Origin of the sequence: Pararhizobium capsulatum DSM 1112 (assembly GCF_030814475.1) — a bacterium.
In the GTDB taxonomy this organism is placed as follows: Bacteria; Pseudomonadota; Alphaproteobacteria; order Rhizobiales; family Rhizobiaceae; genus Pararhizobium; species Pararhizobium capsulatum.
In genome coordinates, this window is sequence record NZ_JAUSVF010000001.1 from 3,084,907 (window position 1) to 3,100,304 (window position 15,398).

General features: G+C 59.8%; 14 protein-coding genes and 1 pseudogene. 11 read left to right on the forward strand and 4 right to left on the reverse strand.

Features of this window, described 5'->3' with window-relative positions:
- Positions 1–36: 36 nt before the first annotated feature.
- A complete protein-coding gene (locus tag QO002_RS15035; protein WP_307231035.1) occupies positions 37–3,165 on the reverse strand; it encodes an efflux RND transporter permease subunit in 3,129 nt (1,042 codons plus the stop codon).
- Entirely contained in the window at positions 3,162–4,376 is a 1,215-nt protein-coding gene (locus QO002_RS15040) for an efflux RND transporter periplasmic adaptor subunit (RefSeq protein ID WP_307231037.1), read from the reverse strand. The genes QO002_RS15035 and QO002_RS15040 overlap by 4 nt, the downstream gene beginning before the upstream one ends.
- Positions 4,377–4,769: 393 nt before the next feature.
- Here QO002_RS15040 and QO002_RS15045 point away from each other — a divergent pair, with 393 nt between their 5' ends.
- Together QO002_RS15045 and QO002_RS30895 are read left to right on the forward strand one after the other, a co-directional pair.
- Positions 4,770–7,238: an ATP-dependent helicase gene (locus QO002_RS15045; RefSeq protein ID WP_307231039.1), complete on the forward strand. Its 2,469-nt coding sequence runs from the start codon at positions 4,770–4,772 to the stop codon at positions 7,236–7,238.
- Between the two features lie 277 nt (positions 7,239–7,515).
- Positions 7,516–7,908 carry a ribonuclease E inhibitor RraB gene (locus QO002_RS30895; RefSeq protein ID WP_370878498.1) on the forward strand — a complete coding sequence of 131 codons (393 nt, stop codon included), beginning with the start codon at positions 7,516–7,518 and terminating at the stop codon, positions 7,906–7,908.
- On the opposite strand, the pseudogene QO002_RS15050 reads toward QO002_RS30895, so the two are convergent.
- Positions 7,830–8,396 (reverse strand): annotated as a pseudogene (locus QO002_RS15050) (IS630 family transposase); the annotation flags it as partial. The gene QO002_RS30895 and the pseudogene QO002_RS15050 overlap by 79 nt on opposite strands.
- Before the next feature lie 72 nt (positions 8,397–8,468).
- Here QO002_RS15050 and QO002_RS15055 point away from each other — a divergent pair.
- Complete coding sequence (locus QO002_RS15055; protein ID WP_307231041.1) at positions 8,469–9,506, forward strand: IS110 family RNA-guided transposase; 1,038 nt, start codon at positions 8,469–8,471, stop codon at positions 9,504–9,506.
- 122 nt (positions 9,507–9,628) lie between these two features.
- Here the strand turns inward: QO002_RS15055 and QO002_RS15060 are convergent, their stop codons facing one another.
- On the reverse strand, positions 9,629–10,240 hold the full coding sequence (locus QO002_RS15060) for a helix-turn-helix domain-containing protein (protein ID WP_370878499.1): 612 nt from the start codon (positions 10,238–10,240) through the stop codon (positions 9,629–9,631).
- A 119-nt stretch (positions 10,241–10,359) separates the two neighbouring features.
- Between QO002_RS15060 and QO002_RS15065 the strand changes: the two genes are divergently transcribed.
- The 8 genes from QO002_RS15065 (at position 10,360) to QO002_RS15100 (ending at position 15,359) form a co-directional block, all read left to right on the forward strand.
- Positions 10,360–11,118 carry an IS110 family RNA-guided transposase gene (locus QO002_RS15065; RefSeq protein WP_307231043.1) on the forward strand — a complete coding sequence of 253 codons (759 nt, stop codon included), beginning with the start codon at positions 10,360–10,362 and terminating at the stop codon, positions 11,116–11,118.
- Between the two features lie 1,414 nt (positions 11,119–12,532).
- Positions 12,533–12,862, forward strand: a complete 330-nt coding sequence (locus QO002_RS15070; protein WP_307231045.1) for an ArsR/SmtB family transcription factor — start codon at positions 12,533–12,535, stop codon at positions 12,860–12,862.
- Complete coding sequence (locus QO002_RS15075) at positions 12,859–13,338, forward strand: SRPBCC family protein (RefSeq protein WP_307231047.1); 480 nt, start codon at positions 12,859–12,861, stop codon at positions 13,336–13,338. Before QO002_RS15070 ends, QO002_RS15075 begins: the two co-directional genes overlap by 4 nt.
- Before the next feature lie 20 nt (positions 13,339–13,358).
- Positions 13,359–13,772, forward strand: a complete 414-nt coding sequence (locus QO002_RS15080) for a GFA family protein (RefSeq protein ID WP_307231049.1) — start codon at positions 13,359–13,361, stop codon at positions 13,770–13,772.
- A gap of 306 nt (positions 13,773–14,078) precedes the next feature.
- Complete coding sequence (locus QO002_RS15085) at positions 14,079–14,288, forward strand: cold-shock protein (RefSeq protein WP_307231051.1); 210 nt, start codon at positions 14,079–14,081, stop codon at positions 14,286–14,288.
- Positions 14,289–14,418: 130 nt separating this feature from the next.
- On the forward strand, positions 14,419–14,712 hold the full coding sequence (locus QO002_RS15090; protein WP_307231053.1) for a cold-shock protein: 294 nt from the start codon (positions 14,419–14,421) through the stop codon (positions 14,710–14,712).
- A 73-nt stretch (positions 14,713–14,785) separates the two neighbouring features.
- A complete protein-coding gene (rpsU, locus tag QO002_RS15095) occupies positions 14,786–15,025 on the forward strand; it encodes a 30S ribosomal protein S21 (RefSeq protein ID WP_307231055.1) in 240 nt (79 codons plus the stop codon).
- Positions 15,026–15,104: 79 nt separating this feature from the next.
- The gene (locus tag QO002_RS15100; protein ID WP_307231057.1) at positions 15,105–15,359 is read left to right on the forward strand and encodes a hypothetical protein; all 255 of its coding nucleotides are present in this window, start codon (positions 15,105–15,107) and stop codon (positions 15,357–15,359) included.
- The last annotated feature ends 39 nt before the right edge of the window (positions 15,360–15,398 follow it).

Genomic DNA, 15,398 nt, shown 5'->3' on the forward strand with positions numbered 1-15,398 from the left:
ACTGGCTTGGAATGTGCCGCGACGCCCTGCATCAACCTACTCCGCAGGCGCCACCGGCATCTGCTCTGCAGCCTCCATCTCGCGCTGCAAACGCCGTTCCTCGTCCACCTGCGGCTTGGTGAAGCGCGCGATGACCAGATAGGCGACCGGCGTCAGATAGAGCGTGACAACAGTTGCAAGGCCGAGCCCCCCCACCAGCACCCAGCCGAGCGCGACGCGGGCTTCCGCCCCTGCCCCGCTTGCCATCACCAGCGGCAGGGCGCCGACGATGGTCGCGATCATCGTCATCATCACGGGCCGCAGGCGGATATTGGCGGCATTCTCGATGGCCGAGCGCAGGTCCTGCCCGCGGTCCCGAAGTTGATTGGCGAATTCGACGATCAGGATGCCGTTCTTCGCCATGATACCGACAAGCAGCACCAGCCCGATCTGGCTGTAGATGTTCAGCGTGTTGCCCGTCATCAGCATGGCAAAGACAGCACAGGCAAGGCCAAGCGGCACCGTCACCATGATGATCACGCCGCTGATCAGGCTCTCGAACTGCGCGGCCAGCACCAGGAAGATGATGACCAGTGCAAAGCCGAAGGTCACAAGCAGCCCGCTCGAATTTTCATTGAGCGTCGCGGCCTCCGCGAGCGGCACGATCCGTGATCCCGGCGGCAGGAGCGGCTCGGCCATCTGCTGCACCATCGTCAGAGCGTCGCCAAGCGCAAGATCGTCGCTCAAGCTCGCAGAAAGCGACACCGCACGCAGCTGCGATTCGCGCGACAGCTGCGGCGCGATCGCCCGCTCCTCGATCGTTGCAATGGATGACATCGGCACGATGCGCCCGTCGCCCGTCTTCAGGAAGATGTTCTGCAGGTCCGTCGGGTCATTCACCGGATTGGTGGTCGACAGCAGCTTCACCGGATAGGAGTCGCCGTTGACATAGACATCAAGCACGCTGTTGCCATCGAGCATCGCCTGCATGCCCGCTGACAATCCGACGATATCGATGCCGAGGTCGGACGCCCGCTCGCGATCGATCGTCACGGAAAGCTGCGCCTGGTTCGGGTCGTAGTTCAGCCGCACGTTCTGGAAATGGCCGCTGTCCTCCATCTGGCGCACCAGCTTGTTGGCGGCATCGCCGAGCTTGGCATAGTCATTGCCGACCAGCGCGACCTGCAGCCCGTTGCCCGCGCCGCGGATACCCAGGCTGTTCGGCTGCATCGGGAAGACCCGCACCGAAGGGATGCCATTTGCCAGCTTGGTGATGTCGGCAGCGATCTGCTGCTGGGTGCGCTCCCGCCCATCCCAGGGTGCAAGGGTCAGCACCATGAAGCCGGTATTGACCGAGCCGCCCTGACCGGAGACGGAAAAGACATTGTCGATCTCGCCATTGTCCATCATCGGCTTCAGGCCATCTTCCAGCTTGCGCATCTGGGCCTGCGTATATTCAAGCGACACGCCCTGCGGCGCCTGTACCCGCATCATGATGCGTGCCCGGTCTTCCGTCGGCGTGAGTTCCGACTTCAGCAGCGTGAAGGCGCCCGCACCCGCAGCCGTGACCATGCCCGCCACCATGAAGACCACGAGTGGCGTGTTCAGGCAGGCGCGCAGCGTCCGGCGATAGAAGCCGGCAGCAAAGGCACCGACCTTGCCCATGAAGCCGGAGTGCTGATGGTCGTCGCTATGGGCCGTCAGCATGCGCGATGCCAGCATCGGGCAGAGCGTCAACGCCACGAAGGCCGACAGAAGGATCGCAAAGGCCAGCACGAAGCCGAATTCCCGGAAGAGGGCACCGGTCTGGCCGGGCAGGAACGACAGCGGCACGAACACCGCCGCCAGCGTCGCCGTCGTGGCGATAACCGCAAAGAACACTTCCAGCGTACCGAGCACGGCCGCTGCCCGCGGCCCGAGCCCTTCGGATCGCCGTCGCACGATATTCTCCAGCACCACGATCGCGTCATCGACCACAAGGCCGGTCGCCAGCACGATCGCCAGCAGCGTCAGGATGTTGATCGAGAACCCGGCAAGATAGATCGCCGCGCAGGTACCAACCAGCGCGATCGGCATGGTCAGCACTGGAATGAGCGTCGCCCGCCAATCGAGCAGGAACATGTAGATGACGAGCGTCACGATCACGACCGAAGCGAAGAGCGCAATCTCGACCTCATGGATCGCCCCGTCGATGAACACCGCGTCGTCGCTGGTAACCGCCAGTTGCGTGCCCTCAGGCAAGATCTGCGCAATGGTCGCAACCGCCTTCTTCACGCCTTCGGATATATCGAGCGTGTTGGACTGCGCCTGACGAATGATGCCGAGGCCGATGCCCTGGCGGCCGTTCGAGCGCAGCGATGATGTACCGACGTCAGGCCCGAGCGTGACGGTGGCGATATCGCCAAGCCGGATATTGTCTCCAAGCACCAGTTGCTCGAACTGCTCCGGCGTCTGCAGGTCGGCCGTCGCCCGCACCGAGATATCCTGGTTGGCGCTTGTCAGCGATCCCGCCGGTACGTCGAGTGAGGCCGTCGCCAGCGCCGTCCGCAGGTTGGCGATCGTCAGCCCGCGCCCGGCAAGCTTCGACTGGTTGACGTCGATGCGGAAGATCTTCTCCTGCTCGCCATTGATCTGGACATCAGCGACGCCCTCGACGGCGGCAAGCCGGTCGGTGATCTCGTTTTCGGCAAGCAGCGTCAGGTCTTCCATCGACAGCGTGTCGGAGGTGAGCGCCAGCCGCATGATCGGCTGGCTGTCGGAATCGGCCTTGACGATGGTCGGTTCGTCCGCATCGTCGGGAAGCTGGCCGGAGATACGGCCGACAGCATCGCGCACGTCGTTGGAGGCCTGCCCGATATCCGTCGTGTTGGAAAACTGCAGGGTCACCCGGCTCTGGGCATATTGCGAGGTCGAGGAGATGTTCTTGATCCCCTGCACGCGTGAAACCGCGCCCTCGATAACCGAGGTAATTTCCTGATCCACAGTTTCCGGAGCGGCCCCATCGAATGTCGTGTTGATCGAGACGACCGGCTGGTCGACCTGGGGGAGTTCGCGGATCTCGATGCCGTTCAGCGCCGCAAGGCCAGCCACGACGATCAGCGTATTGACGACCAGCGCAAAGATCGGCCGGCGGATGAAAAGTGCTGTGAAGCCGGCGGTTCCGCCCTTTTTCGGGCCCCCGCTCACTTTACCACCTCGGCTTCCGAGACCTTCTGCTCGCCGTCGCCGCTACTTTGCTTCTTCTGCCGCTGCTGGCCCTCGCCCTGCTTCAGCAGCTTCACCTCACCGCCGTCGCGCAGGCGCTGCACGCCTTCCATCACCACGTCCTGGCCCTTGGAAAGCTCCGCTTCGACCAATACCTTGTCGGAATTGCGCTGGATGATCTTGACCGGAACCCGCTGCGATTTCCCATCCTCGACACGCCAGACATAGGAGCCATCGGCACTCCACTGGACCGAGAGCGGATTGACTGTCGGGAAGGTATCTCCGGGGAAACGGGCAATGACCGAGAACGACATGCCAGCGCGCAGCGTATCATCCGGATTTTCGATGCGGGCACGCACGCGCAGCGTCCGGCTGGCCTGATCGACACGGTTGTCGATCGCATAGATGGCGCCCGACAGCTCGGATGCCGGAATGGCGATCGCGGAGGCCGAGATTTCCTGGCCGACCGAAATCTTGTTGGAGAAACGCTCCGGCACCCAGAAATCGACAAGAATCTGCGACCGATCATCAATGACGGCAATCGGCGTCGAGGTCGTGACGTAATCGCCCGGATTGACCGTGATGATGCCCGCAATGCCCTGCGAGGGCGCCACGATATCGCGGCGCTTCAGATCAAGCTCCGCCTTCTGCAGGTCAAGCTGGGCTGCCTGCTCGGCAAATTCCGCTTCACGCAGAATGGCAACGGACACCGCATTTCCAAGCTTGCGGTTGCGATCGACCTTTTCCTGGGCACTTGCCACGGCCACGCGCGCCTGTTCCGTCGCAACCTTCTGGTCGTCGCTGTCGAGGCGGGCGATGACCTGCCCCTTCTCGACCCTGTCGCCGGACTTGACGAGAACCTCGGTCAGATTGCCGGTCGAAAGCGGCGTCACCGTCACGGAGAGGATGGCATCGCCATTGCCGATCGCCGAAAGCCGGTCGTTGACGACAGCTTCGCCCACCGGCTCCGTCACCACGAGCGGTGGGGCATTGGCAAAACCGCCGCCGTTGCGCCGGTTTCCGCCGTTACCGCCCTCGCCCTTGGCTTCAGGCTTTGCCACCAGTGCGACCACGCTTTCGGGAACACCAAGGCCGGTCAGCTTGGCTGCAGCTCCCGGCACAAAATGGACCCAGGCAGCCAGCCCGACGACGAGCACGAATGCACAGATCAACAGCTGTTTCCAAAGCCGCATGAATATCTCCAGATCGGAATTTCGATCCTGGCCATTTCGCACCAGACAGGCGCGATGCGCAGGACATGAATTGTTTTCGTTGAACTATCGGCTTTTGCGGCGCAGCAGGCAATCCCGGAATGCCATCATTACGCAATTGTAATAAAAGCAGATTTCATCAAATTGAGGGCGGAAAGGCATGCCTGACCGATATCGATCGGCATCTGTGGGAGGCAGTCGGCAATAGGCAGTAGGCAATAGCGAAGAGATAGTCCGATGACCGCGCCGCGCCTTCAGGCCAGTGCGCTCCTACTGCCTATTGCCAACCACCTGCTGCCTCCCCAACCCCTCCCTTCAGAATAAAAGCAGAACGCAATTCTGGCCTTTCGCCCCCGAATCACTACATTGAGCCGCATGAGTAACGGTTTTGACGACATTCCCTTCTTCGACGAGGAGCCGGCACCGCGCGATCAGCGCCAGTCCGCGGCATCTCCACCTGCCGCACAAGGCGGTATCGCCGCCCGCGCCATGGCCGCGCGTGATGGCGCCCGCCCGGCTGCCGCCTATCTCTCCGGCCTGAACGCGGAACAGCGCGAAGCGGTCGAGACCATCGAAGGCCCGGTCCTCGTGCTCGCGGGCGCCGGCACCGGCAAGACCCGCGTGCTCACCACCCGCATCGCCCATATCCTCGCGTCAAACCGCGCCTTCCCCAGCCAGATCCTCGCCGTCACCTTCACCAACAAGGCGGCCCGCGAGATGAAGGAGCGCGTCGGCGTGCTCGTCGGCGGCGCGGTCGAGGGCATGCCCTGGATGGGCACCTTCCACTCCATCGGCGTCAAGCTGCTCCGCCGCCACGCCGAACTCGTCGGCCTGCGCTCGGATTTCACCATCCTCGATACTGATGACGTCGTGCGCCTCATCAAGCAGCTGATCCAGGCCGAAGGCCTCGACGACAAGCGCTGGCCGGCAAAAACCTTCTCGCAGCTGATCGACGGTTGGAAAAACAAGGGCCTCGGCCCCGCCGATATCCCCGAAGGCGACGCCCGCGCCTTTGCCAATGGCAAGGGCCGCGAGCTCTATACCGCCTACCAGGCCCGCCTGAAGACGCTGAACGCCTGCGATTTCGGCGACCTGCTTCTCCACCCCATCCGCATGTTCCGCGCCTATCCGGATGTGCTGAAGGAATACCACGCCAAGTTCCGCTACATCCTCGTCGACGAGTATCAGGACACCAACACCGCCCAGTATATGTGGCTGCGCCTTCTCGCCCAGCGCCCCAAGGGCGAGCCGCAGAATGTCTCCTGCGTCGGTGATGACGACCAGTCGATCTATGGCTGGCGCGGCGCGGAGGTGGACAACATCCTGCGCTTCGAAAAGGACTTCCCCGGCGCCAAGGTCATCAAGCTCGAGCGCAACTACCGCTCGACAGCCCATATCCTGGGTGCTGCCGGCCACCTGATCGCCCATAACGAAGGCCGCCTCGGCAAGACCCTGTTCACCGATCGCCACGACCCGGACGACGAGAAGGTGCAGGTCCACGCCGCGTGGGATTCGGAAGAGGAAGCCCGCGCCGTCGGCGAGGAGATCGAACAGCTCCAGCGCAAGCAACACAAGCTCAACGACATGTCGATCCTGGTGCGCGCCTCCTTCCAGATGCGCGAGTTCGAAGATCGTTTCGTCACGCTCGGCCTCAATTACCGTGTCGTCGGCGGCCCGCGCTTTTACGAGCGCATGGAAATCCGCGATGCGATGGCTTTCTTCCGCCTCGTTTGCCAGCCGGCCGACGATCTTGCCTTCGAGCGCATCATCAACACCCCCAAGCGCGGCCTCGGCGATACCTCCGTCCGCGCCCTTCATGATTACGCCCGCGCCCGCGATATCCCGATGCTGGCGGCCGCCACCGATCTCATCGAAACCGACGAGATGAAGGCCAAGGCCCGCAAGTCGCTGTTCGATGTCGTCACCATGTTCAAGCGCTGGCAGGGCCTGCTTGAAACCACGCCTCACACCGAGCTTGCCGAAACCATCCTGGAGGAATCCGGCTATACCGACATGTGGAAGGCCGACAAATCGGCCGAAGCCCCGGGCCGGCTGGAAAACCTCAAGGAACTCATCCGCTCGATGGAAAGCTTCGAATCCATGCGCGGCTTCCTCGAACACGTCGCGCTCGTCATGGACGCCGAGCAGAACGAAAACCTCGATGCCGTCAACATCATGACGCTGCATTCGGCAAAAGGCCTGGAGTTCGAAACCGTCTTCCTGCCCGGCTGGGAAGAAGGCCTGTTCCCCCACCAGCGCGCGCTGGACGAAGGCGGCCGCTCAGGCCTGGAGGAAGAACGCCGCCTCGCCTATGTCGGCCTGACGCGCGCAAAGCGCCGCTGCCACATCTGGTTCGTCTCGAACCGCCGCATCCACGGCCTGTGGCAATCGACGCTCCCCTCCCGCTTCCTCGATGAGCTGCCGGTCACCCATGTCGATGTCGCCGAAACGGAACAGTCCTATGGCGGCTACAACCGCGGCGGCTACGGCCAGTCGCGCTTCGACAAGCAGGAGCCCTTTGCCAACAGCTACTCCACCCCCGGCTGGAAACGCGCCCAGGCAAACCGCACGGACGCCACCCGCGACAACTGGGGCACCCGCTCCGGCGTCTCGATCGAGCGCATCGGCTACGGCGAAAGCGGCCCCAAGGCCCGCACCATCGACGGCGAACTCGTCGCCAAATCGACGGTCGACACCCCCTCGAAATTCAACCTCGGCGACCGCGTCTTCCACATAAAATTCGGCAACGGCAACATCGCCGGTATCGAAGGCAACAAGCTGACGATCGACTTTGATCGCGCCGGGCAAAAGCGGGTGCTGGATGGGTTTGTGGAGCGGGTTTGAGGGGTAGAAAACTTCGAATGTCTCGATGACCTCGTGCTTGTTATCCTTATCCTCGGGGCCGCTTGGACCGCCACCCTGCCGCAGTGGAGGATAATCCACCTGACTCGAATTCCCCATCTGGAGTTCCTATGGCTGGAAACAACCGAAGCGGAGGTTCGATCTTCAGAATTACGGCAGAAGCGATGGGCGTGGCGTAAGGGCGGTGGCTTTTGCGCCAATGGCGACTGTTGCAGGTCTCTGGTCAGTTCCACCAAACAACGAGAAAACAGGGTGAGATATGGTTGAAAATAACTTCCCAAATGATGAAAACGGGGCCGTGCTCAACCGAATGCAAGGCGAGGGTCACAACCTGTCCGCCCCACGGGATATTGATTTTTCGATTGTTTTTCCAAACGAAGATTCAGCACAATTCTTTGCTGCTCAAATTAATCAGCATTTCGATAAGGTTGTGTATTTGGAAACGGAAACCGCCCGGGCTTTGAAATGGGAGGTAACAGCAACCCGATATATGGTTCCCACCCATCAGGATATTGCAAAAACGGAAGAACTGCTAGCCAGCATTGCTGCGCCGTTAATACCAACCGTCATTGATCAGAACTCTTGCGCCCATTTGCGTCGGCCGATCGACATGATGTTCCATGGTCGGTCCTGCAGTGTTTTCCAGGCGTAGCAACAGTGGTCGACGATATCCTCGTAGGACTTGAAGACGCGGTTTGAGAGCCAGTTGTCCCTCATGAACTGCCAGATGTTTTCGACAGGGTTCAACTCGGGCGATTTGGGTGGCAGCGGCAGGATGGTGATGTTTTCCGGGACGAGGAGATTGTTGGACATATGCCATCCGGCCTGGTCCATGATGAGGACGGCGTGTGCGTTATCGGCGACATTGCGGGATATCTCGATCAGGTGCTGGTTCATGGCATGGGTGTCGCACGACGGCATGACGAGCGCAGCAGCCTTGCCCTGCTTCGGGCAGATGGCACCGAAGATATAGGCCGATCGGGTTCGCTGGTCGTGTGGCGCGGACGGCCTTGTTCCCCGCTTGGCCCAACGACGCGTAATCTTGTTCTTCTGGCCTATACGAGCCTCGTCCTGAAACCAGATTTCGATCACTTTGCCCTTGGCGGGGCCGGCGGCGATTTCTGCCACAGCGGCGGGGAAGTTATGGAATGGCTCGCCCCTCCGTCCCGCGTCATGCATTTTGCATGAAGGGATTTAACAAGGAGCAGAGCAATGCAGATAGCAGTGTTAGGTATCGATCTTGGAAAGAACAGCTGTAGCGTTGTCGGACTGGACGAGCGCGGCCAAGTCGTGCTTCGGCGGCGGTTGCGCCGTGAGGGTGTTGTCAAACTCGGCTCAACCCTGCCGTCCTGCATAATGGCAATGGAAGCATGCTGTGGTGCCCATCATGTTGGTCGGCAGTTGCGGTCTCAGGGGCATGACGTTCGGCTTATGTCACCCGAATATGTTCGTCCGTACGTGAAGGCTCAGAAGAACGATGATCGCGACGCGGAGGGAATAGCAGAGGCAGCCACGCGTCCGACCATGCGTTTCGTTGACATCAAGGAAGAAGAGCAGTTGGACATGCAGACCCTCCATCGAGCGCGTGACCGTCTAGTCGGAGAACGAACTGCTTTGATCAATCAATTGCGAGCGATCCTTTTGGAGCGCGGCATTACCGTTCCACAAGGTCGTCGTAAGCTGGAGATCTGGCTGGACTTGGACGCTGACGAAGAGAGGCTTTCGCTCAGCCGCCGCACGGTGGCCCTCATCGCAGATATGCGGGCACAGTGGAGTGAGATGGATCGCCGCATTGCCGCTTTTGACCAAGAATTCAAAGCCTATGCCCGATCTGATCAACCATGCCGCCTACTGGGCACCATCCCCGGCATCGGGCCTCTCAATGCGACTGCGTTGGTAGCGACAGTGGGGGATGCGCGGGCCTTCGGACGCGGCAGAGACCTGGCAGCCTGGCTAGGCCTTGTGCCGCGGCAGATAACAACCGGGGGCAAACCGAAATTGCTCGGCATCACGAAACGGGGAAATGGATATCTGAGAAAGATGCTCATTCATGGTGCCCGAGCCGCGCTTCCCGTGCTTTCCAAATCCGCCACACCTCTTGGCGAATGGTTGCGGGCGCTAGTTGGTCGCGCCCACAAGAATAAAGCAATCGTTGCACTTGCTGCGAAGTTAGCGCGGATCGTCTGGGCTGTTTTACAGAGCGGCCGTCCCTACAACAATAACGGCTTGGAACCTGTGGTCCAAGCATAGCGGCAACGAGCGCTGCCGGCGAGCGCTGCTGAAGATATCTGCATGTGGTTGTGAAGATGGCCTGACTGTCGATCGGTATTCCGAAATCCTGGTTAAAAAAATGGCGCTAGCCGCCGAGGAAGTTATGAGGATCGGAATGCGCGGAGCTCCATCTTGGCCAGGGATTTGCCCTGAGACCGGATACGTTGGCGCAGACTGTTTAGACATCTATCAAAACACTTGCAGACGGGGCGAGCCATACGTTTTTTAAATGCCTCAGCCACCTCGGCATCTTGCGCATGATGTCTTGGGCGAGCCGAAAGCTTGCGGTAGCCCATGGCCCGCACTTCGCGACCCAGGGTCTCCTCGCTCACCGAGATGCGGAACTCTTCCCAAATCCATTGTGCCAGGTCACACAGACGCCAACGAACGACTCCATCCAGATACGGGGTCGGTCCGCGCTCGATGGCTTGCGCCAAGGCCGTTCGCTGTTCGTCGTTCAGGAGACAAGGCTTGCCCGGAGCCTTACCGTTGATCAGCCCGTCGGGACCACGACCATTGAAGCGAACCACCCAATCGCGCACGATCTGAACTGTAACGCTGCCAAGCCGGGCAGCATCAGCGCGCGAGCCGCCATCATAGATCAATGCGAGCGCCAGAAGCCGCCGCGCCTGATCGGCATCGCGTGTCTGGCGAGCCAAACGCCGTAACCTGGCCCCATCGAAATCCGACCGCAATGAAAGCGCTGAACCCATAGCAAACCTCCTGTTTGCGCAAGAGATTCAGATGGGGTGGTTGCCGCCCTCCCTAGACGGCATCGCAATGTGCCAAGATGTGGTGTTGTGACCACTGAGCGGAAAGGACGGCAACCGTTATGAACGATACGATGATTGGCGTGGATTTGGCAAAGAATGTCTTTCAACTGCACGGTGCTTCGATGAGCGGGCAAGTCAGGTTTCGAAAGAAGCTGTCACGGCAGAACTTTTCCAAGTTCATGGCGGAACACCCACCGGCATTGGTGGTGATGGAGGCCTGTGGCAGCGCGCATTACTGGGCACATGAGATGGTTAGGCTTGGCCACGAAGTGAAGCTGATCGCGGCGCAATATGTACGGCCGTTCGTCAAGCGGCAGAAAAACGATGCGACAGACGCGGAAGCTATCGTAATTGCGGCCCAGCGACCGGAAATGCGCTTCGTGGAGCCAAAATCCGCGGATCAGCAGAGCCGGGCGATCTTGTTTCGGGCTCGAGAACGACTCGTCCATCAGCGCACAGAACTGGTCAACGCGCTGAGAGCCTGCCTTTATGAATATGGCCATGTTGTTCCGCAAGGTCGTAACCATTTCAAGCGTATTGAAGAGATTTTGGACGGGCTAAACAGCGACTTGCCTGCGTTGATGCTTGAAGAATGCCGCGACTTGTTGAAACAGATCGCTGAGAAGACGGCTCGCATCGACGAGCGGACCGCAAAGATCAAGGCATTGTCGGCTGAAGCTGACACGGCGCGGCGCTTGCAGACCATTCCTGGCGTTGGCCCATTGACAGCCTTGGCGATCGAAGCCTTTGCCCATCGCTCAATTGCTTCATCTGGCCGTTGTAGGTGTTGGCCTGAACCGGCTTGGCACCTGAACTAAGCTTATCCCAAAGGGAATTTAGCTGCGTTTCATTTTTGATGTTGAAAGCTTGCCCGCTTTTACCAAAGGGAGTTGCACCACTTTCTCGGACTGCAGCACGTGCATCATGCTTATCTTTTACAGAGTGTTTGTCCTTATCCTCATCCTCAGGGCCACCTAGACCGCCAGCTCCTTCCGCAGCGGAGGATGCCCCACCAGAGCTGAAATTCTTATCACCGTTCCTCCCGGCCTCGTTATCCTCCATCATGTCGCCGTGAACACCCAGCACACCACCGACGACTGCTCCCCCCATCACTCCGTCGTAAACGCCGGCAGCGCCTCCAGCGACAGCCCCTGCAGGTCCCCCGGCGACAAAACCACAACCGGCGCCAAGGAGTCCTCCTAGGAGGCCTCCCCAAAAGCCCCCTTGCGCAACCCCCTCAACTGTCTTGTCAGGCTGGCCTGCGATATGTCCATTTGGATCACTTTTGTTGATCGGATCGTTCTGAGAATAAGCATAGCGATTGGTGCCTACACCGGGTACCGTTGGGTCCCACGTATCCGGGGAAATAAAGCGCGCACTCGCCGCTGATCCAAACGATACAGATAGTATGCAGCATACGAGCAGCAGGCTCAAAAAACGAGCCGGATGCCCACCAGAAAAGAAATTCATGGATCAGCCTCACATCCCAAAAAACGCACAGCCAAGCCCGAATGATTCATCCAGAACACAACCTTTGGTTATTTAAAAAAGACCGTCAATGAGGTTGTCATTAAAATTCACAACCGCTGATATTATAAAATTCCCTCTCTAACCAATACCTTTCAAAGGGCGAGTTCTTTCTGATCCACGCTTAAATAAGAATCGCAATACGCATCCAAATGTGCCGGGCTGAGCGCGCAAACAATCATTCAGGAGCCGCACCGCCATCGCATTCTTCCCCATCAATCCCCGCCCTATCCACCCGTGCCACACTCGCCCTCGTCCTGCCATCGGATACACCGGAAAGCGTTGCCGGCGAGGTGGGGCCGGTGCCTTTGGTCTGGGTTTGAAACGCAGGCGCGGCCAAGGGGGCTTGCAGAAAATGGTTTCCCTCTCGCTTGAAAGAGAGCGGGGCGTGCCTGTGAGGCACACAAGCAGACGGCTGGTGGCGCAAATGCCTCCTGACTTCGGTCCCACCGCAAGGGGTACCGTCTTTGCAGAGGAACCGGAGTTGCAGGTAAAAACCACCGAGACGGGGCACATCGTGTGTCATCTATTACTTACCAATCAGGCACCCGATGTGCCCCGGCCGAGTTCTCATCCCAAACCACGGGCGAAACATGCCGCGTGAAGGCGCACCCGTGTCTGTTTGAACAGGCCCCTTCTGCCCCAAAGCGATACATAGATTAAATAGCATTGACTAATCAATTAGCATCCGCTATTCATTTCTCCATGATCCAGGCTGAAACCATCACCGCCGTCATGCGCGCCCTTGCCGATCCCACGCGGCGGGCGGTGTTCGAGCGCATTGTCAATTCCGACGAGATCACCGTCGTCGAGCTCACCCGCGGCAGCAATGTCACGCAGGGCGCCATCTCCCAGCATCTGAAGTCGCTGAAACAGGCGGGCCTTGTCAGCGAGCGGCCCGAGGGTCGCAATGTCTATTATCGCGCCCAGCCCGGTGGGCTGGATCCCCTGGCCCACTGGATGAGCCATTATGGCGTCTTCTGGCGCGAACGCTTCGCCGATCTCAGAACCCTGCTGAAGGAAATCGACCCATGAACCAGACCGTGAAACCGGATACGCAGGCCATCATGATCGACGAGGTCTTCCCGCATGCGGTTGATGTCATCTGGAAAGCCCTGACCTCAGGCGACCTCATCAGCCGCTGGCTGATGGCGCCAAAGGGCTTCGAAGCCGTGGTCGGAAGCCGTTTTACCTTCCAGACCAACCCGGCCGGCGCATGGGACGGCACAATTCATTGTGAGGTGCTGGAGGTCGTGGCGAATGAGCGCCTGTCCTACGCCTGGAGGGGCGGCCATGAGGGCAATGAAGGCTATGGCTCGAAACTGGAGACGGTGGTCACCTTCGTCCTCTCGAAGGCCGAGACGGGAACCCGCCTGCGCCTCACCCATTCCGGCTTCGTCCTTCCCAGGAACGACACCGCCTACCGCAACATGAGCGAGGGCTGGAAGAAGGTGGTCCAGCGGCTCGACACCGTGGTCACCGAGGAAGCGTCTTCGCAAACACTGCATTGAAGCAACAGGAGGAGAACGACATGAGCACGTCCTATACCGGTGGCTGCGCCTGCGGCGCGATCCGTTACGAGATTTCAGGCGAACCGGCCGTCATGCTCGACTGCCAGTGCCGGCAATGCCAGCGAGACAGCGGCACCGGGCATCAATCGCACCTGACCTTTGTTGCGGCCGAAGTGAAGATCGACGGAGACCTGTCGCACTGGCAGACCGTCGGCGATGACGGCACCGTGAAGCAGCGCGGCTTCTGCCCGACATGCGGCTCGCCCGTCTCACTGACATTTCCCGATATGCCAGCCGTGTTCATCGTCACGCCGGCAAGCCTCGATGATCCGGGCCGCTACCAGCCGCAGCTGGTCTCCTGGACCGCAGCCGGACACCCCTGGGATCACCTCGATCCGGCCCTCCCGAAATTCGACAGGATGCCGCCGAGATGAAAAAGAACTGCAAAACAGAGACATGCGCCCAGTTTCCGGCGCCTGATGTGTTATGATAAAGCTGGAAAATAATTCGCTGAAATAGTCGTATTTTCAGTCGCTTCGCATCGAATTGAGAGACGCCCGAAAAAGTTTTATTCGGTTCTTGCCATTGCTTATCCGAGGAATATGTCTATATAGACCCTATCGAATATTGCTTGCGACCTTTGCGAAAGCGCTTTTGCGCGACGTCAGATATCCTCTCAACATCGATAGAAACCGGAAAATAGTTTACCCGGTGGTACGAACGATTGAAAGGAAATCGTTATGAATACAGGTACAGTCAAGTGGTTCAACGGAACCAAGGGTTTTGGCTTCATCCAGCCGGAAGACGGCTCGACGGACGTTTTCGTTCATATCTCGGCTGTTGAGCGCGCTGGCATGCGCGGCCTCAACGAAGGCCAGAAGATCACCTACGATCTCGTTCGCGACAAGAAGTCCGGCAAGAATTCTGCCGACAACCTGCGCGACGCATAATTGTCATTCGCGATAGCTGACCACGGATGTACTGGCAGCAAACGCTGAGTGATTTGGAAGAGGTCGGGGAAGCCCGGCCTTTTTTGTTTCTTTGACCGGGTGGTCTTCGGGCCTGTTGGGAGGACGTCTCGTGCCTGCACCGAAGTACAAGCCGGGCGATACGCTGGTCATGCGATCCGGCCTGACCCACAGCTCCATGGCCGACCGAACCTGCACTGTCGTCGGCGTCTTGCCGAGCGATTACGGCCGGTTCCAGTACCGGGTGCGCTTCGAGCACGAGAATTTCGAACGCCGGGTGGTGGAGGCAGACGTCGACATAGACGAAACACCCACGACCTCGCGCGGCGGCCAGCCCCGCGAAAAGACTGCCGCGCCGATGGGCAAGTCGTGGCTGAAGCCGCTGACGACGAAGCCCGGCAAATAATTGCGCGATCCCACGCGTGGATCGCATGTCACCCATTGGGCCTCTTTAAGGCCGCCAACGAAAGGATATCGTTTTGCAAGTTCTCGTCAGAGACAACAATGTCGATCAGGCCCTGCGCGTGTTGAAAAAGAAGATGCAGCGCGAAGGTGTGTTCCGGGAAATGAAGGCGCGCAGCGCCTATGAAAAGCCGTCGGAAAAGCGGGTCCGCGAAAAGGCCGAAGCCATTCGCCGCCAGCGCAAGCTCACCCGCAAGAAGCTGCAGCGCGAAGGCCTGCTGCCGATGCCGAAGAAGGCTGTTCCCACGGCCCGCTAAGCGCGTCCCAAGACAAGAGGCGCCGCGCAAACCATGCGGCGCCCGCTGACCACCACTATATGACGGGAAGGAGAGTACCTTGACAGAAACCAAGGACGAAGGGACGGCCCTCAAGAAGGACCCGCTCACCCCGGCAAAACTTTCGGCCCGCGACAAGGCCGCCGCAACCGACGAGATGGCCCGCGCCATCATCGCAGCGGAATCCTCTGCCCGTGACAACAAGACCGAGAAACTGCGGGCCTTGCGCCTGCAGCAGGAACTCGCCGAAGCCGAAGCCCCGCCTCCTCCGGCAAAGCGTGCAAGCGCACCGAAGCGCCGCGCGGCAAAATCCTGAACCTTGAGCTCAGCCAGCTCGCCGCAACACACATCTGAC

Coding starts and splice junctions, on each gene's coding strand:
- QO002_RS15040 (WP_307231037.1), bottom strand. CDS start 4,376: ATGCGGCTTTGGAAACAGCTGTTGATCTGTGCATTCGTGCTCGTCGTC.
- QO002_RS15045 (WP_307231039.1), top strand. CDS start 4,770: ATGAGTAACGGTTTTGACGACATTCCCTTCTTCGACGAGGAGCCGGCA.
- QO002_RS30895 (WP_370878498.1), top strand. CDS start 7,516: ATGGTTGAAAATAACTTCCCAAATGATGAAAACGGGGCCGTGCTCAAC.
- QO002_RS15055 (WP_307231041.1), top strand. CDS start 8,469: ATGCAGATAGCAGTGTTAGGTATCGATCTTGGAAAGAACAGCTGTAGC.
- QO002_RS15060 (WP_370878499.1), bottom strand. CDS start 10,240: ATGGGTTCAGCGCTTTCATTGCGGTCGGATTTCGATGGGGCCAGGTTA.
- QO002_RS15065 (WP_307231043.1), top strand. CDS start 10,360: ATGAACGATACGATGATTGGCGTGGATTTGGCAAAGAATGTCTTTCAA.
- QO002_RS15070 (WP_307231045.1), top strand. CDS start 12,533: ATGATCCAGGCTGAAACCATCACCGCCGTCATGCGCGCCCTTGCCGAT.
- QO002_RS15075 (WP_307231047.1), top strand. CDS start 12,859: ATGAACCAGACCGTGAAACCGGATACGCAGGCCATCATGATCGACGAG.
- QO002_RS15080 (WP_307231049.1), top strand. CDS start 13,359: ATGAGCACGTCCTATACCGGTGGCTGCGCCTGCGGCGCGATCCGTTAC.
- QO002_RS15085 (WP_307231051.1), top strand. CDS start 14,079: ATGAATACAGGTACAGTCAAGTGGTTCAACGGAACCAAGGGTTTTGGC.